This window comes from Streptomyces sp. NPDC052036 (genome assembly GCF_040680495.1).
Classification (GTDB): domain Bacteria; phylum Actinomycetota; class Actinomycetes; order Streptomycetales; family Streptomycetaceae; genus Streptomyces.
In genome coordinates, this window is sequence record NZ_JBFAWW010000031.1 from 73,557 (window position 1) to 90,285 (window position 16,729).

Annotated in this window: 18 protein-coding genes; 10 read left to right on the forward strand and 8 right to left on the reverse strand. The window is 71.0% G+C overall.

Annotation, left to right across the window (positions count from 1 at the left end; genetic code table 11):
• The first annotated feature begins 83 nt into the window (after positions 1-83).
• The gene (locus tag AB0L95_RS31605; protein ID WP_365167493.1) at positions 84-656 is read left to right on the forward strand and encodes an XRE family transcriptional regulator; all 573 of its coding nucleotides are present in this window, start codon (positions 84-86) and stop codon (positions 654-656) included.
• Positions 657-699: 43 nt separating this feature from the next.
• A complete protein-coding gene (locus AB0L95_RS31610) occupies positions 700-1,254 on the forward strand; it encodes a YbaK/EbsC family protein (protein WP_365167495.1) in 555 nt (184 codons plus the stop codon).
• An 82-nt stretch (positions 1,255-1,336) separates the two neighbouring features.
• On the opposite strand, the gene AB0L95_RS31615 is transcribed toward AB0L95_RS31610, so the two are convergent.
• Positions 1,337-2,476, reverse strand: coding sequence for a cation diffusion facilitator family transporter (locus AB0L95_RS31615; RefSeq protein WP_365167497.1), 1,140 nt, complete (start codon positions 2,474-2,476; stop codon positions 1,337-1,339).
• Positions 2,477-2,538: 62 nt separating this feature from the next.
• Here AB0L95_RS31615 and AB0L95_RS31620 point away from each other — a divergent pair, with 62 nt between their 5' ends.
• The gene (locus AB0L95_RS31620) at positions 2,539-2,928 is read left to right on the forward strand and encodes a metalloregulator ArsR/SmtB family transcription factor (protein WP_365167499.1); all 390 of its coding nucleotides are present in this window, start codon (positions 2,539-2,541) and stop codon (positions 2,926-2,928) included.
• Positions 2,929-2,935: 7 nt separating this feature from the next.
• Here AB0L95_RS31620 and AB0L95_RS31625 read toward each other — a convergent pair whose 3' ends face one another.
• Complete coding sequence (locus AB0L95_RS31625; protein WP_365167501.1) at positions 2,936-3,559, reverse strand: TetR/AcrR family transcriptional regulator C-terminal domain-containing protein; 624 nt, start codon at positions 3,557-3,559, stop codon at positions 2,936-2,938.
• Between the two features lie 74 nt (positions 3,560-3,633).
• Here AB0L95_RS31625 and AB0L95_RS31630 point away from each other — a divergent pair, with 74 nt between their 5' ends.
• Positions 3,634-4,623 carry an FAD-dependent monooxygenase gene (locus AB0L95_RS31630; protein ID WP_365167504.1) on the forward strand — a complete coding sequence of 330 codons (990 nt, stop codon included), beginning with the start codon at positions 3,634-3,636 and terminating at the stop codon, positions 4,621-4,623.
• A gap of 19 nt (positions 4,624-4,642) precedes the next feature.
• Here the strand turns inward: AB0L95_RS31630 and ppk2 are convergent, their stop codons facing one another.
• The 4 genes from ppk2 to AB0L95_RS31650 form a co-directional block, all read right to left on the reverse strand.
• A complete protein-coding gene (gene ppk2 / locus AB0L95_RS31635; protein ID WP_365167506.1) occupies positions 4,643-5,530 on the reverse strand; it encodes a polyphosphate kinase 2 in 888 nt (295 codons plus the stop codon).
• Between the two features lie 21 nt (positions 5,531-5,551).
• Positions 5,552-5,785 (reverse strand): hypothetical protein, encoded by a 234-nt coding sequence (locus tag AB0L95_RS31640; protein ID WP_365167508.1) that lies wholly within the window; start codon positions 5,783-5,785, stop codon positions 5,552-5,554.
• A gap of 19 nt (positions 5,786-5,804) precedes the next feature.
• The gene (locus AB0L95_RS31645) at positions 5,805-6,959 is read right to left on the reverse strand and encodes an inorganic phosphate transporter (RefSeq protein ID WP_365167510.1); all 1,155 of its coding nucleotides are present in this window, start codon (positions 6,957-6,959) and stop codon (positions 5,805-5,807) included.
• Positions 6,960-7,210: 251 nt separating this feature from the next.
• On the reverse strand, positions 7,211-7,768 hold the full coding sequence (locus tag AB0L95_RS31650) for an NADPH-dependent FMN reductase (RefSeq protein ID WP_365167512.1): 558 nt from the start codon (positions 7,766-7,768) through the stop codon (positions 7,211-7,213).
• Between the two features lie 152 nt (positions 7,769-7,920).
• Here AB0L95_RS31650 and AB0L95_RS31655 point away from each other — a divergent pair, with 152 nt between their 5' ends.
• From AB0L95_RS31655 to AB0L95_RS31675, 5 genes are all read left to right on the forward strand, one after another.
• Positions 7,921-8,595 (forward strand): TetR/AcrR family transcriptional regulator, encoded by a 675-nt coding sequence (locus AB0L95_RS31655; RefSeq protein ID WP_365167516.1) that lies wholly within the window; start codon positions 7,921-7,923, stop codon positions 8,593-8,595.
• Positions 8,596-8,831: 236 nt separating this feature from the next.
• On the forward strand, positions 8,832-9,842 hold the full coding sequence (locus tag AB0L95_RS31660) for a cation diffusion facilitator family transporter (RefSeq protein ID WP_365167519.1): 1,011 nt from the start codon (positions 8,832-8,834) through the stop codon (positions 9,840-9,842).
• 131 nt (positions 9,843-9,973) lie between these two features.
• A complete protein-coding gene (locus AB0L95_RS31665) occupies positions 9,974-10,429 on the forward strand; it encodes a MarR family transcriptional regulator (RefSeq protein WP_365167522.1) in 456 nt (151 codons plus the stop codon).
• The gene (locus AB0L95_RS31670) at positions 10,426-11,280 is read left to right on the forward strand and encodes an ATP-binding cassette domain-containing protein (protein ID WP_365167524.1); all 855 of its coding nucleotides are present in this window, start codon (positions 10,426-10,428) and stop codon (positions 11,278-11,280) included. The genes AB0L95_RS31665 and AB0L95_RS31670 overlap by 4 nt, the downstream gene beginning before the upstream one ends.
• Positions 11,240-12,100, forward strand: coding sequence for an ABC transporter permease (locus AB0L95_RS31675; RefSeq protein ID WP_365167528.1), 861 nt, complete (start codon positions 11,240-11,242; stop codon positions 12,098-12,100). The genes AB0L95_RS31670 and AB0L95_RS31675 overlap by 41 nt, the downstream gene beginning before the upstream one ends.
• 62 nt (positions 12,101-12,162) lie before the next feature.
• Here the strand turns inward: AB0L95_RS31675 and AB0L95_RS31680 are convergent, their stop codons facing one another.
• Complete coding sequence (locus AB0L95_RS31680; protein ID WP_311691280.1) at positions 12,163-12,345, reverse strand: hypothetical protein; 183 nt, start codon at positions 12,343-12,345, stop codon at positions 12,163-12,165.
• A gap of 718 nt (positions 12,346-13,063) precedes the next feature.
• On the opposite strand from AB0L95_RS31680, the gene AB0L95_RS31685 reads away from it, so the two are divergent.
• Complete coding sequence (locus AB0L95_RS31685) at positions 13,064-16,084, forward strand: SpoIIE family protein phosphatase (protein WP_365167531.1); 3,021 nt, start codon at positions 13,064-13,066, stop codon at positions 16,082-16,084.
• A 46-nt stretch (positions 16,085-16,130) separates the two neighbouring features.
• Here AB0L95_RS31685 and AB0L95_RS31690 read toward each other — a convergent pair whose 3' ends face one another.
• Positions 16,131-16,427, reverse strand: a complete 297-nt coding sequence (locus AB0L95_RS31690) for a hypothetical protein (RefSeq protein ID WP_365167533.1) — start codon at positions 16,425-16,427, stop codon at positions 16,131-16,133.
• Positions 16,428-16,729: the final 302 nt, after the last annotated feature.

Below are 16,729 nucleotides of genomic sequence, written 5' to 3' on the forward strand. Positions count from 1 at the left end.
GCAGTACAGTTCGGTGAACGATTAGGTGCACCACACCATAGTGCAGCGAATTGAACTCTGTCATACAGAATATTGGACTCAAAGTGTCGGACCTCGACCTGCTGACCCAGTCCCTGGCGCGCAACGTGAAGCGCTGGCGCGCCGAGCGCGGCTTCACCCTGGACGCCCTCGCCGCCCGCGCCGGAGTCAGCCGCGGCATGCTCATCCAGATCGAGCAGGCCCGCACCAACCCGAGCATCGGCACGGTCGTCAAGATCGGCGACGCGCTCGGCGTCAGCGTCACCACGCTGCTCGACTACGAGCGGGGCCCCCGGGTCCGGATCGTCCCGGCCGAGCAGGCCGTACGCCTCTGGCACACCGAGGCGGGCAGCTACAACCGTCTTCTCGCGGGCACCGAGGCCCCCGGTCCGCTGGAGATGTGGGACTGGCGGCTGATGCCGGGGGACCGCAGTCCCTCCGACCCGCACCCCGCGGGCACGGTCGAACTCGTCCATGTCCTCGCCGGCCGGCTGACGATCACCGTGGACGGCGTGGACCACGACGTCCCCACCGGCGCGAGCGCCTCCTTCGAGGCCGACACCCCGCACACCTACGCCAACGACGGTGATGCGCCGATGGAGATGGTGATGGCGGTCTCGGTGCCGCCCGTCCGCTGAGACGCCCGTCCGGCGGCCTGGGTGCGGCTGTTAGCGTGCCGTCATGCGCGCACCCATCGGAGACTTCGACCGGGCGACGCCCGCCCCCGACTGCCTCGACCAGCTGACCGGCCCGGTGGCCGGGGCCGTACGCCACTGGAGCGGCGGCGTGCCCGTCGACCAGATCGTCTACGTCGACACCGAGCCGGAGTGGGCCGATACCGCGGTCTTCCTGGAGCACTACGGCAAGGAACTGCTCGACCGGTCCGCCAACTGCGTCGTGGTCGCGGGCAAACGCGGCGGCGAGAGGACGCTGGCCGCATGTGTGGTCCTGTCCGCCACCCGAGTCGACGTCAACGGCGTGGTCCGCCGCCAACTGGGCGTCCGCAAGGCGTCGTTCGCGCCGATGGAGGTGGCGACGGGGGAGACCGGCATGGAGTACGGCGGCATCACACCGATCGGACTGCCCGCGGACTGGCCGGTACTGATCGACTCGGCGGTCGTCGACCTGCCGTACGTCCTGGTCGGCAGCGGCAGGCGCCGGGGGAAGCTGCTGGTGCCGGGGAAGGCGTTCGCGCAGTTGCCGAACGCTGTGGTCCTGGAGGGGCTGGGCGGCTGAGGGTCCCCTGACCGGCGCGCGGGATCCTCGCCGGTCGCGACCGCGGTGGTCCGGGCGCCTGCCGGGCCGGGGCCTCGCCGGGTCAGGGCCCGGTGCGGGCGTGGTGGGCCAGGGCCCGATGCGGATCCGCCGAGCCGGGTGCCGGGGCCGGGTCGGCGTGGACGAGCGCCGCGGTCAGCCGCGGAACCGCGTGCAACAGGGCGTGTTCGGCCTCGACTGCGATGTCGTGCGCCCGGCGCACGCTCACCTCGCCGTCCACCACGACCGCGACCTCCGCGCGCAACCGATGGCCGATCCAGCGCAGCCGAAGCTCGCCGACCCCGAGCACGCCCGGCACCTGGCGCAGCGCCCGCTCGGCTCGGTCCACCAGCACCGGATCGACGGCGTCCAGCAGTCGCCGGAACACCTCCCGGGCCGCGTCCCGCAGGACCAGCACGATCGCGGCCGTGATCGCCAGACCCACGACCGGGTCGGCCAGGCGCCAGCCGAGCGCCGCGCCGCCCGCACCGACCAGGACCGCGAGTGAGGTGAACCCGTCCGTGCGCGCGTGCAGCCCGTCAGCGACCAGCGCGGCCGACCCGATCGCGCGGCCCACCCGGATGCGATGGCGGGCCACCCACTCGTTGCCCGCGAAACCGACGACCGCCGCGCCGGCGACAGCGGGGATGTGCTCCATGGGGCGGGGGTCCATCAGCCGTACGACGGCGCTCCAGGCGGCGAAGGAGGCCGACGCGGCGATCGTCAGCACGATGACGATCCCGGCGAGATCCTCGGCGCGGCCGTACCCGTAGGTGAACCGGCGCGTGGCCGCGCGGCGGCCCAGCACGAAGGCGATGCCGAGCGGCACGGCGGTCAGGGCGTCGGCCGCGTTGTGCACGGTGTCGCCGAGCAGCGCGACCGATCCGGAGATCACGACCACGACGGCCTGGGCCAGCGCGGTTCCGCCGAGCACGACCAACGAGACCCAGAGCGCCCGCATGCCCCGCGCGGAGGACTCCAGCGCGGGGTCGAGCTTGTCGGCGGTCTCATGGGAGTGGGGGGTGAGGAGGTGGCGGAGACGGGAGAGGGGACCTTGGGGGTGGTCGTGGTAGTGGGCGTGACCGTCCTCGTGGGTGTGCTCGGGGTGGTGGGCGTGACCGTCCTCGTGGGTGTGCTCGGGGTGGTGGGCGTGTGTGTGGCCCGGTGCCCCGCCGTGCCCGTGTGCCTCGTACTGCTGTCCCATAGGAAGGTCCCTTCCCCGCGCGACAGTGGACGCGATCGCCCCCACGGAGCCATTATGTGCGTATGAGCGCACGCATGCACCTATCATCTGCGCACGGTGCGCAGCCGCGCACCGGCGGCGCGGCCGAGGGGCACCCCGGCTCTCCCGATGAGGAGCAGTTCGCGCTCGCCGCCGAGCTGCTAGCCCTGCTCGGCGACCGCACCCGTCTCGCCCTGCTGCACGCCCTGACCTGGGGCGAGGCCGATGTCTCCACGCTCACCGAGGCGTGCGGCGCGGCCCGGCCCGCGGTGAGCCAGCATCTGGCGCGGCTCCGGCTCGCGGGCCTGGTGGACACCCGCAAGGAGGGCCGCCGGGTGGTCTACGCGCTGCGCGACGGCCATCTGCGCCGGGTCGTGGACGAGGCGTTGAGCCTCGCCGACCACCGGCTCGCCGACCGCCCGGCGCACGACTGACGCCGGTTCAGCGCAGCGACTGCAGGACGCGCGTGATGCCGTAGTCGAACCGGTCGTCGAAGGAGGCGTCGCTCAGGTGCGGCGCGACCCGGACGAGTGACGGATACGCGCCTGCGTCGAGCGCCCGCTCGAAGCGGTCGCCGTCGGCGGCCGGCAGCGCCTGCTCCTCCTGGGTCAGGCCCAGTACGAAGTGCAGGACGGTCCAGCACGCCCAGGCCGCCTCCCGCTCGGGCAGACCGCCCTCCAGCAGTGCCCCGACCATGACCTCCGCGAAGCGCAGGGTGGCGGGTTCGGCGGCGTAGGTGCCCGTGACGAGCGCGGCGCCGTCGCGATGCGCGAGCAGGGCGCGGCGGTAGCGCAGGGCCAGCTCGGCCACCCGTTCGTCCCAGGCGGTGGGCAGTCTGTCCAGGGGCACCTCGGCGACGATCGCGTCCGCCATCAGCTCCAGCAGTCGCGCCTTCGTCTTGGCATGCCACAGCACGGTGTTCATCCGGACGCCGAGCCGTTCCGCGGTGCCGCGCACCGATACCGCGTCGGCGCCCTTTTCGTCCAGGAGTTCCAGGGCCGCCCGCACCACCGCGTCCGTGTCGAGACCGGTCCGGGAGGGCGGCTGCGCTTGCTCCTTGGTCACTGACCTAGTCTACTGGTCGATGTCATGTTGGTCAGTGACCAAGAATGTCGGCGGGAGCCGACGGGAGGGAAGGCATGATGGAACAGGTCATCGTGCGCAGCTCCGCGGCGAGCCAGAGCCCCACCGGCCCGGCCCCCGCAGCCGACGACGTACGCCGCGCGCAGAACTCCGGCGCCGTCCGGTCCCTCGGTCGTCCTCGCCCTGTCCGGTCCGCACGGCGGGCTGATGGTGATGCCGATGCCCGGGGCGTCCACCGCATCGTCGGCGGGGACCCGGAGGGGCACCGCACGGGCCGTCCGGGCGAGCTGCCCCTGGAGGAACTGCGGGCCAAGGTCGTGCGCATCGCCGGAAGGGACTTCGGCATGCGCGACCCGAAGTGGCTGTCCCGGTTCGGCAACGCCGCCCGTCAGGCGGCGCGCTACCGTCAGGGACGGGTGCTGCTCGCCGGTGACGCGGCCCACATGCACTATCCGACCGGCGGCGTCGGCATGAACGTCGGCATCCAGGACGCCACCAACCTCGGCTGGAAGCTGGCCTCGACCGTCCTCGGCACCGCGCCGGAGGGTCTCCTGGACAGCTACCACACCGAGCGTCACCCGGTCGGTGCCGAGCTCCTGCTCAGCACGCGGGCCCAGACGGCGCTGGTGAGCACGTACACCCCGGAGACGACCGCCCTGCGCACCGTGCTCGGCGGCCTCATCGCCACCGTCCCGGAGTTCTCACGGGAACTCGCCCGCCGCGTGTCCGGGCTCTCGGCGGCGTATCCGGCCGCCGGCGGTCATCCGTTGACCGGCCGGCGCGCCCCGGACCTCGCGCTGGACCGGACGACCGGGCTCTTCGCCCTGCTGCGCCCGGGCCGCCACGTCCTGCTGGACCTGACGGGCCGGGACGTCCTGGACGAGCCCTGCCACCGCGTGGCGCCGGATGAGCGGCGCGCCGAGTGGCCGGGAGTGCGCGCCGCGCTCGTCCGGCCCGACGGTCATGTGGCCTGGGCGAGTGACGAGACGGACGACAGGGCGCTGGGCGATCAGGCGCGTGAGGCTGTGGCCGCCACGCGCCGCTGAGCCCAGCGCCCGGGGCCGCTCAGGCGGCGCTGTCGTCCTCGCCCGCCTCCAGGAGGTTGGCCGCCGCGCCCACGATGCTGGGATCGGGGGTGCCGACGACCTCCAGGTCCTTGTCGGCGTAGTCGAATCGGGCCAGGACGCTGCGCATCGCCTCGACGCGCGCCCGCTTCTTGTCATTGCTCTTCACCACGGTCCACGGCGCGTAGTCGGTGTCCGTGGCGCGGAACATGGCGACCTTGGCCGCGGTGTAGTCGTCCCAGCGGTCCAGCGAGGCCAGGTCCATCGGGCTGAGCTTCCACTGCCGTACGGGGTCCACCTGACGGATCGTGAAGCGGGTGCGCTGCTCGCTCTGCGAGACCGAGAACCAGAACTTCACCAGGTCGACGCCGTCGTCCACGAGCATGCGCTCGAACAGCGGCGCCTGGCGCACGAAGCGGCGGTACTCGTCGTCCGAGCAGAAGCCCATCACCCGCTCCACGCCCGCCCTGTTGTACCAGGACCGGTCGAACATCACGATCTCGCCCGCGGTCGGCAGATATTCGACGTAACGCTGGAAGTACCACTGACCGCGCTCGCGCTCGGTCGGCTTCTCCAGGGCCACCACCCGGGCGCCGCGCGGGTTGAGGTGCTCGGTGAAGCGCTTGATCGTGCCGCCCTTGCCGGCCGCGTCGCGCCCCTCGAAGACTATGACGAGGCGGCGGCCGGACGCCTTTATCCAGCTCTGCAGCTTCAGCAGCTCGATCTGCTGGAGCCGCTTGTGCCACTCGTACTCCTTGCGCTCCATCCGCTGCTCGTAGGGGTAGTTCTCCCGCCAGGTGTCCACCGGGCTGCCGTCGGACCTGAGCAGCACGGGGTCGTCATGGTCGGTGTAGTCGACCCGCAGGCCATCGGTCACCAGAGGTGTCATCGTCTTCCTTCTCCGCATGCCTCAGTGGAACTGCGGCACGATCAGATAGATCCCGTACGCGACCACGGCCGCGCAGGCCAGGAAACAGAGCCCGGCCTGGGCGAGGCTCAGGGCATGGGTGCCGCCGTCCCGCTCGCGGGCGGCGTCGGCCTGGGCCAGGCCGAGCACGCCGAGTGCGAAGACGACGACCACGGCGACGGTGACTCCGATGCTGACCGCGGTGACCTGGCCGAGGGCGGTCCAGTCAAGATGCATGGCTCGAACTCTCCCTGGCTCAGGCGGCGCTGCCGACGCGTGTGGGTTCGGTGGCGCGGATGGTGACCTCGTGCGTCTCGTTCACATTGTCGGCGTGGACCGGATTACGGCGCGAGGCGAGCACGATGAACGCGGCGACCGCTGCGGCGACCAGGGCAATCACCACCGTACCCGCGTTCCCGCCGTGCTTGACGACGCCGGCGGAGACGCCGCCGACCAGCGCGGCCGCGGGGAGTGTGATCAGCCATGCGACGACCATGCGGCCCGCGGTGCCCCAGCGCACCTCGGCGAGCCGCCGGCCGAGGCCCGCGCCGAGGATGCCGCCCGAGCAGACCTGCGTGGTGGAGAGCGCGAAGCCGAGGTGGGCGGAGGTCAGGATGACGGTGGTGGACGCGGCCTCGGCGGCCAAGCCCTGCGGCGACTGGATGTCCGTCAGGCCCTTGCCCATCGTGCGGATGATGCGCCAGCCGCCCAGATAGGTGCCGAAGCCGATGGCGAGACCGGCCGAGCCGATCACCCACACGGGCGGGCCCGCGTCATGACCCAGCGCGCCCACCGAGATCAGCGTGAGTGTGATCACACCCATCGTCTTCTGGGCGTCGTTGGTGCCGTGGGCGAGGGAGACGAGCGAGGCGGAGGCGATCTGGCCGAGTCGGAAACCCCTGGTCACCGACTCCTGGCGGGCCCGGGCGGTGATGCGGTACGCGAGGTAGGTGGCCCCCAGCGCCGCGATGCCCGCCACGACGGGCGAGGCGATCGCCGGGACCAGAATCTTCTCGACAACCTTGTCGAAGTGCACGCCATGGCTGCCGGCACCGACCCAGACGGCACCGACCAGACCGCCGAACAGGGCGTGGGAGGAGCTCGACGGCAATCCGACGAGCCAGGTCAGCAGATTCCACAGGATCGCGCCGACCAGCCCGGCGAAGATCATTTCTGGGGTCACCAGCGTGTCGTCCACGATGCCGCCCGAGATGGTCTTGGCGACCTCGGTGGACAGGAAGGCGCCCACGATGTTGAGCACGCCGCTGATCAGGACTGCGGTACGCGGCTTGAGGGCGCCGGTGGCGATGGAGGTGGCCATCGCGTTGGCGGTGTCATGGAATCCGTTCGTGAAATCGAAGGCCAGTGCCGTGACGATGACGACGGCCACGAGGAACGTGATGTGGTCCATCCCCAGATGAAAGCAACCGAAGGCGTATTTCCGGAGAAGGGCAGGCAACGGCGGGGCGTGCGTCATATAGGCGAACGGGCCTCGAACTCCCGTGCGCCGACGGCCTGGTGGAGGGGCCGGCGGGTGCCGCGTGACTTGCGCCGGACCCGGTCGGCCCGCACCCGGGTGAAAAATGACCGTGGGTCAGGCTCTGGTCCTGACCCACGGTCCGGTCGTGCTCAGGGCCGGCGTCGAAGCCGGGGCCCGGAAGATCAGGCGGCGGCGGGCGCGGCCTGGGAGAGCTGGTCGATGACCTTGGTCAGGCCCTCGACGACCTCGGTGTCGTCCGCCGGGTGGGTCTCGGCGAAGCGCGTCATGGAGCCCGGGATGGAGAGCTTCGCCTCCTCGACGACCGCCGCACCGGCGATGCCCGCGGCCTTGCGGGTCTCGTCCTGCGCCCACACGCCGCCGAACTGGCCGAACGCGGTGCCGACGACGGCGACCGGCTTGCCGGTCAGGGCCCCGGCGCCGTACGGGCGGGACAGCCAGTCGATCGCGTTCTTGAGGACGGCCGGGATGGTGCCGTTGTACTCGGGGGAGAAGAGCAGCAGGGCGTCGGCCTGGGAGGCAGCGGTGCGCAGCGCAGCGGCGGCCTCGGGGACGCTGCCCTCGACGTCGATGTCCTCGTTGTAGAAGGGCACCTGGCCCAGGCCCTCGTGCAGCACGACCTCGACGCCCTCAGGGGCGTGCTTGGCGGCCGCCTCGGCGAGCTGACGGTTGTGGGAACCGGCGCGAAGGCTGCCGACCAGAGCAAGGATGCGTACGGACATGGCGAAACTCCCAGAATCAAGCGATCGGTAACAATCGGGACCGTCCGGGTCCGTTGAAATGTGTACCACCTCAACCGGACCGCGGTCCACTTCGTGCATCACCGTAAACGGACCGGGGTCCGATTGTCTTCCCGGGACGCTAATCTGACGTCATGACCGAGCCGTTCGCGCCTTTCTCCGCGCCTCAGGACCGGGACGTCCTGGAGGGCTTCGCGGACCTCGCCCTGCTGCCGACGGACAAGGCACCCCAGCTGCGCGCCGATGCCGCGCGCAACCGCACCCGGCTGCTGGAGGTCGCCGTCCGGCTGGCCGCCGAGCGCGGCATCGCCAACGTGACCATGGACGACATCGCCCTCGGTGCCGGAGTCGGCAAGGGCACCGTCTTCCGGCGCTTCGGGGACCGCACGGGCCTGCTCGTGGAGCTGCTCAGCCACCACGAGAAGCAGCTCCAGGCCGCCTTCCTCTCCGGGCCGCCGCCGCTCGGCCCGGGCGCGTCCCCGGTGGAGCGGCTGCACGCCTTCGGTTCGGCCGTCATCCGCCATGAGCACGCCCACCGGGACTTCTACCTGGAGGCTCACATAGAGCCGGGCCGCCGCCGGACCGCGCCGGCGTACCACCTCCGGCTCGCCCATGTCCGCATGCTGCTGCGCGAGGCGCGCGCCGACGGCGACAACGAACTCGTCGCCCATCTGCTGCTCGGCTATCTGGAGACGGTGCTGGTCGACCATCTGCTCTCCGTTCTCGGGATGTCCCCGGAGCGTGTGGAGGCGGGATGGCGTGATCTCGTCGATCGCTACACCGGTGCAAGAGGTCGATGTGCGAGCTGAGACCGCCTGGTGACGGGTACCTGCCTCCTTCGGGCAGAAGAGGGCGTGTCCCGGCCACCGGCCGAGAGCACCCAGGGGTTCCGGCCGCTGCGTCGTCGTCCGGCGGTTCGTCGTTTGCGCAGGTCAGCGGCGTACTATCGGACATGACAACGGTCACCGGTGCAGCCTTTGCCCCGAGGCGCCGCCATGCGTTTCACTGCGGTGAGGCACCCGATGCTTGGGGGAAGGCGGAGCAGATGAGCGACCACGGTCATGCGCACGGCCCGGGGGGCCACGCGGGGCACTCCCACGGGGTGTCGGCTGATGCCGACCGCCGCTGGCTCGCCGCCGCGCTCGCCCTGATCACCGTGTTCATGGCGGCCGAGGTGGTCGTCGGTGTCCTCGCGGGCTCCCTGGCCCTGCTCTCGGACGCGGCCCACATGCTCACGGACGCCGCGTCCATCGTGCTCGCCCTCATCGCGATGCGGCTCGCCGCCCGACCGGCTCGCGGCGGATTCACCTACGGCCTCAAGCGCGCGGAGATTCTCTCCGCCCAGGTCAACGGCCTCACGCTACTGCTGCTCGGGGCGTGGCTGGCGTACGAGGCCGTGCGGCGGCTCATCGCCCCGTCGCAGGTGGCGGGCGGTCCGATGCTGGCCATCGCGCTCACCGGAATCGTCGTGAACGTGGCCGCCGCCTGGTGCATCTCGAAGGCCAACCGCACCTCCCTCAATGTGGAGGGCGCCTACCAGCACGTCCTGAACGACCTGTTCGCCTTCATCGGCACCGCGGTCGCCGCACTCGTGGTCCTCCTGACGGGCTTCGAGCGCGCGGACCCCATCGCCACCCTCGTGGTCGTCGCGCTGATGGTGAAGGCTGCGTACGGACTGCTGCGCGACTCGGGCCGTATCTTCCTGGAAGCCGCGCCCGCCGACGTCGATCCGGACGCACTCGGCGACCGGCTCGTCGCCCGGCCGGACGTCGTCGAAGTGCACGATCTGCACGTCTGGCAGATCACCTCGGGCCAGGCCGCACTGTCCGCGCACATCCTGGTGGAACCCGGCGGCGACTGCCACGCGGTCCGCCGTGCCCTGGAGGACGTGCTGCACCACGACTACGGCATCACCCACACCACCCTCCAGGTCGACCACGCCCCCGAACGGGTCCTTCAGGTGACACCGCCCGGCGCCCCGGACACGGCGGACGACCCCGCACACTGCGAGGCCCCGCACGGTCCGGTGCACCGGGGGGAACCGCACCCCCACTGACGGAACCGCCGGAGGATGCGGTGCCTCGGACGCAGTCGTCGCACCGCGGCGTGCCCCGGATGACCTAACCCATCACCCCTCTTGACCCTCCCTTTCCCCAATACCTCTGACACAGAGCTAATGTCAGGAGAGTGGAATCCGAGAACTTCGCCGACGACCTGAGCACCACCCTTGTGGCGGTGCAGCGGCTGATCCGGCGGCGGCTGCGCATCGGGGTAGGAGCACCGCGCCTGCGCGGCGCGGAGGTCGAACTGCTGCGCCTGGTGGCGGCGCGTCCCGGCATCGGTGTGTCGGACGCGGCCAAGGAGTTGCACCTGGCGGGGAACTCGGTCTCCACACTGGTCAATCAGCTCGCGCGGGACGGCTATCTGATCCGTGAGACGGACCCGGCCGACCGGCGGGCCGCACGACTCATGCCCACCGAGGCGGCCGAGGCGCGGCTGCGTGACTGGCGCGAGCGGCGCACCGCGCTCGTACGGCGTCAGGTCGCGCGCCTCGACGACGAGGACCGCAAGGCGCTGGAGGCGGCCCTTCCGGCCCTGCGCAAGCTGGCGGACAACCTGCACGAGGAGGCCGAGGAGACATGACGAGCAACGCGACGGCCGGTGAGGCGCCCGCGGTGGACGCCGTCACCTGTGACGGACTCCGCTACTCCTTCGGGGAGACGACGGCGGTCGACGGGCTGGACCTCCAGGTCCGGGACGGCGAGGTGTTCGGACTGCTCGGCCCGAACGGCGCGGGCAAGACCACCGCGATCCGCTGCATCACCACGCTGCTGCCGGTCCCGGCGGGCATGGTCCACGTCTTCGGCCATGACGCGGCCCGTGAGCGGATGGCCGTGCGGCGGCTGCTGGGCTATGTGCCGCAGCAGCTCTCCGCCGACTCCGGACTCACCGGGCGGGAGAACGTCGCCCTGTTCGCCCGCGTCTTCGACGTCTCCCGGCGCGAGCGGGCCCAGCGGGTCGAGCAGGCCCTCGCGGCGGTCGACCTGACGGCCGCGGCCGACCGTCTGGCGAAGACGTACTCCGGCGGCATGGTCCGTCGGCTGGAACTCGCCCAGGCGCTGGTCAGCGCGCCCCGGCTGCTGATCCTCGACGAGCCGACCATCGGCCTCGACCCGATCGCCCGGACCAATGTGTGGGAGCACATCAACGCCGTCCGCGCCGCCACCGGCATGACCGTCCTCGTCACCACCCACTACATGGACGAGGCCGACCAGTACTGCGACCGAGTCGCCCTGATGCACCGCGGCCGGGTCCGTGCCCTCGGCACCCCCGCCGAGCTGCGGAGCGGACTTCGGGAACGGCTCGGCACCGAAGGCCCGCTGCCGACGCTGGAGGACGTCTTCCGTGACGTCGCCGGCAGCGGACTCGACGACCAGTCAGGAGACTTCCGCGATGTCCGAAGCACCCGCCGCACCGCGTCCCGCGTCGGCTGACCGCGCACCGCAGCCGGACCTCGGCCTGTTGGTGACCCCGCCCCGGGCCCGCACCGGCTGGCGGGTGCTGCCGGCGCGGGTCGCCGCGATGTGCGCGGTCGAGCTGCAGAAGCTGCGCCATGACCGCACCGAGCTGTACACCCGCGCCATCCAGCCGGCGCTGTGGCTGCTGATATTCGGCGAGACGTTCACCCGGATCAAGGCCATACCGACCGGCAACATCCCGTACCTCGACTATCTGGCGCCCGGCATCATCGCCCAGTCCGCGATGTTCATCGCCATCTTCTACGGCATCATGATCATCTGGGAGCGGGACGCCGGCATCCTCACGAAGCTGCTGGTCACACCGACCCCACGGGCGGCACTCATCACCGGCAAGGCGTTCGCCGCCGGGGTGAAGGCGCTGATCCAGGCGCTGGTGGTCGTCGTGATCGCGGCGCTGCTCGGCGTCGCGATGACCTGGAACCCGCTGCGGCTGCTGGGCGTGGCGGTGGCCGTCGTCCTGGGCTCGGCCTTCTTCTCCTGTCTGTCCATGACGATCGCGGGCATCGTTCTGACCCGCGACCGGCTGATGGGCATCGGCCAGGCGATCACGATGCCGCTCTTCTTCGGCTCCAACGCCCTCTACCCGGTGGCCGTCATGCCGGGCTGGCTCCAGGCGATCAGCAAGGTCAACCCGCTGAGCTACCAGGTCGACGCCCTGCGCGGTCTGCTGCTCGGCACGCCGTCCCATCTGCCGCTCGACTTCGGCGTGCTGGCGGTGGCCGCGGCCCTGGGCGTCACCTCGGCCTCGTCGCTGCTGGCACGACTGGCCCGCTGACAGCTCCGCACCGAGGCCGGACCCGGCCGACGTCGAAGAGCGCGGCATCGACGGCGGCCGCCTCACCGCTTCTTCCAGAAGGCCATCAGATCCGCCAGGGCCCTGATGATCTCGGGACGTTCCGACGCCTCCGCCTGGCGCAGGCTGATCACGAGCGCCAGGAGGATCATGACGACGAAGAGGGCGACGGCGTAAAGGAAGAGCTGCGGAGCAACTCCGGCCACCTGCTCGAGTACGGCCCACATAACTGCCTCCCGGACGGTCCCGGCCGCTGCCTGAGGGAGGCTTCGCCGGGGCGCGAGGACCTCCACGAAGGCAGGCGGACACCTGTCATCACACAGCGCCCGCCGGCTGTGCACCTCGGCCGCGTGGTACCAGGAGGGGAAGGCGGATCCACACGGGGGGAAGCCTTCCGCTGTCTGGTCGGCATGATGTGGCGCCCGTGTATCGAGAGGCTCGACGCCACTGCCGTGTTGTGCTGCTCCGCGAGTTCGGCGGGGACGGCGTCATCGAGTCCGGCGAGTTCGGTGCCTGGTACGGCTCCGTCTCGTCGACGCTGGCGGTGGCGGGGGAGACTCCTCGTCGCCGCCTGACCAGTTACTTCTCGGTATCAACCGTATCCGCGAGGCCCGCTCGAACACGGCTGACTCGCGCATGCGTTCACCCGTTGGGTCTCCTCCGTGCCGTCCATGGAATGGGCAGGCCGGCCGGCGGGGGCGGATGTCCCCTTGGAGGAGTCGTCGCTCGAACTGCGAACGGTTCGCCGCAGCTCAGCGGCAACGGTGGGTGAGCCGACGCGACATAGGGTCAATCGCATGCGAGGGGGTCCCCAGCGGAGCTGAAATAGCCGAAATTATTCGGACTAGGATGGATTCGACGGATGTAGATCGCTGTGGATCCACATCCGATCGTATGTGGCCCAGCGGGTACCTAAGCGGTGAGCGGAGGCGACAGTCGGCCGTGGTGAATGCCGGAAGCGATGCGGACAACACAGGCCCGTCCGCCCCGCCCGCCCATCCGCTGCACCAGCAGCAGGGCCTGCGGACCATACCGACCGTGCGGTCCTTGGAGCGTCACCTGCGGATGCGGCTGCTCGACGCAGTGGACGAGGACCGGCGAGATGTCGAGGTGCTGCTGACCGCGCTCCAGCAGGCGGTGGCCGAGGTGCACGGCCTGGGGGGCATGGTGCATCTCCCCGGCGGCGGCATGAGCGGCATCCTCTACCTGGTCGCCGACAGCGGCCTGCCGGAGTCGATGACCCGGCCCTGGCTGATCATCCCGGTACGGGGCACGGCGCCGCCCAGCAGGGCCGCCCGCAACGACACCGTCACCTGGCAGCCCGATCTGGCCCCGCCCGACCCGGTGCCCGGCCGGGACCCCGCCGCCCTGTGGCCTTCCCGGCTCCCCGCCGGCATCGGTCACCTGGCCGTCCCCATTCCAGGTGGTGGCCGACGACGCGGCGCGCTCTCCGTCCTCTTCGCCCCGGGCGCCGAGCCCGGCACTGCGGATCGTGCGTTTCTCAACGAGGTGGCGGCCTGGACGTCCGGCAGGCTCAGGTCGTCCGGAATCCTCAACCCGTCCCCCACCCTGCTGGGGGCCCCGGAGAGCGGGCCGGGATCGCGGGAGGCCCCCCGACGTGACAGGGAAGAGGGGCCCTCCATCACGTACACCTGGAACCTGCGCACCGGCGAGCTGACCTCCGACCGGCCCATCGAGGAGGTGCTGACCGGCATCGATCCCGAGGTGATGAGCGGTGGCATCGAGGCGTGGGCAGCGCTGATCCACCCGGACGACCTGCCAGGGGCGGTAGCCGGCTTCGACACGGGCATCCAGCTGCGCGGCGGCTTCCGGGCCGAGTACCGGATCCGGCGCCAGGACGGCACATACGTCTGGATCGAGGCCCGCGCCCGGACCATCACGGACGGGGACGGGACACCGGTGAAGGTGATCGGCACCCTCCGGGACAGCAGCGAAACGCACGCCACCGCCGAGTTGGTGGGGCGGGCCCTGCGACACATGAGCGACGGCTTCGTCTCCCTGGACACGGACTGGCGCATCGGATTTCTGAATCAGGCCGCCGAGCGGCTCTTCGGCGCCGCCGGAGATGTGGCCGGAACCCTGCTCTGGAACGTTCCCGCGGTACGTGCCGTACCGGGGTTGGAGCAACGGTGCCGGGCCATGGCGGCCGAGAGCCGGCCGGCCGAATTCGACGTACCGGGGCCGGACGGGACGTCCTGGTACCACGTGCGGCTGGTGCCGGTGCCGGAAGGCCTCACGCTCTACATCACCGACACCACCGAGCGGCATCTCCGGGAGGCCGAGCGGGCCGCCGCGGAACGGGCCGCCGCGGAACGGGCGGCCCTGGTGCAGCGGATCACACGGGAGCTGGCCGAGGCTGTCACGGCCCAGGATGTGATGGCGGCGGTGGCCGACGGCGTGATGACACCCCTGGGGGCCACCGGGTTCATCATGCTCGGCGTGGTCGGCGACCGGCTGACCGTGGTCGGCTCCCGTGGATATTCGGAACGCTTCACCCGGCTGCTGGACGGCCGGTGGACAGTGCGGGACACCAGCAACCCGGCGGGGGACGCCCTGCGCACCCGCACCCCCCTCTACATATCCTCCCCGGAGGAGTTCCCGAAGCACTACCCGGAGACCGAGATCCTGATCCGGAAGAGCGGCAAACAGGCGTGGGCCTTTCTGCCGCTGGCGGTATCGGGGCGTGGGATCGGTGTGGCGGTGATCAGCTTCGGCCGACCGCAGGTGCTGGGCGATGACGAACGAACGCTGCTGACCGCGCTCAGCGGACTGATCGCGCAGGCCCTGGAGCGGGCCGGGCTCTACGACGAGGCGACGACCCGGGCCCGGACCCTCCAGCGCAGCCTGCTGCCGCAGGCCCTCCCCAAGTTGCCCCAGGTGACGACCGCGGCGCACTACCAGCCGGCCAAGCAGGGAGCCGATGTCGGCGGCGACTGGTACGACGTGATCCCGCTCTCCGCGGCCCGGGTGGCGCTCGTGATCGGCGACGTCATGGGCCACGGCATGGCCGAGGCCGCCACCATGGGCGGGCTCCGCACGGCCGTCCGCACCCTCTCGGAACTGGAACTGCCGCCCGACGAGATCCTCAGCCGCCTCAACGACATCGTCGGCGAGCCGGGCACCGATGCGTTCGCAACCTGCCTGTACAGCATCTACGACCCGGTGACCCGGCGTCTGTCGTACGCCAGCGCCGGTCAGCCGCCCCCGGCGGTGGTCCACCCCGACGGCACCGTCACCTTCCTGTCCATGACCCCGGACCCGCCACTGGGGGTGGCCGCTCCGCCCTTCGAGACCCTTGAGACGCTGCTGCCCGTCGACGGTCTGCTCGCCCTCTACAGCGACGGCCTGGTGGAGAGCAAGGACAGGGACGTCACCACCGGCATGAGCCGCCTCGCCGAGCTCCTCACTCAGTCCGTGAACGCCCTGCCGACTGCACCGGCGGACGCGTCCGACCTGGACGCCCTCTGCGCCACCCTCACCTCCGCTCTCCTCCCCGCCCATGGCGCGCTGACCGACGACGCCGTCCTGCTGCTGGCCCGCACCCACCCGCTGGACGCGGAGAACGTCGCCGAATGGCCGTTGCCGGAGGACCCGGTGGCGGCGGGCCAGGCCCGCGACCTGGTCCGCGCCCAGCTCGCCCACTGGGACATAGTCGATGAGGACCTGATCATGACCACCGAACTCCTGGTCAGCGAGCTGGTCGGGAACGTCATTCGGCATGCTTGCGGCCCCATCCGGCTACGCATGCTCCGCAGCCGCACACTGATCTGCGAGGTCTCCGACGCCAGCCTGACCACGCCGCACATCCGCCACACCTCCGCCACCGACGAGGGCGGCCGCGGCCTGCAGCTCATCTCCGCACTCAGCCAGCGCTGGGGCACCCGCCACACCCGTACCGGGAAGTCCATCTGGACCGAACAGCCCCTCCTCACCGCCTCAGATTGACGCGGACTAGCCCCAATGCCGTTTAGTTAGCGGTGGGGGTGTGGTGTCAAGCGGTGCCGGTGAGGATGTCGATGCTGATCGTGGCCTTGTAGCTGGTGCGGTCGACGATGCCTTTGGCGTTGTATCTCGAGATGGCGCGTTTGACGATGCGTGGTCGGGTGCGGATGCGCCGTTCGGGCATGAGGCCGGCCAGGACCCGACGGCCGATGGTGCCGACGAGGTCGACAGCCGTGTTGATGACGCCCGCGGCCTGTATGAGCAGGTCGCGGGCGGTGTTCAGAGCGATGGAGAAGCCGGCCCGGTCGGGGTCGGCACCTGGGTGGGCGGCGGTGGCATCCGCCATGGCCAGTCGCAGGAGCTGGTAGGTGACCAGCAGTGCGAAGACTTCCTGAGCGACGCCGGCAGGGGTCCGGGAGCGACGGTCAGGGTTGTGACGAGGCGGTAGGCGCCGGTGCGGCGTCCCTGAGAGGTGCTGACGGTGATTTCGCAGTCGATGACACGAACCGCGACAGCCCCCGTCCTGGACAGGCAGGAGCCGTCGGGGAAGCGTTCCAGGACCGGCAGTCTGCGGTTCTCTTTCACACGGACCAGGACGTGAGCGCCCGTCCGCGTGATTGCCTCGGCCAGGGCCTGCACGGCGAAATT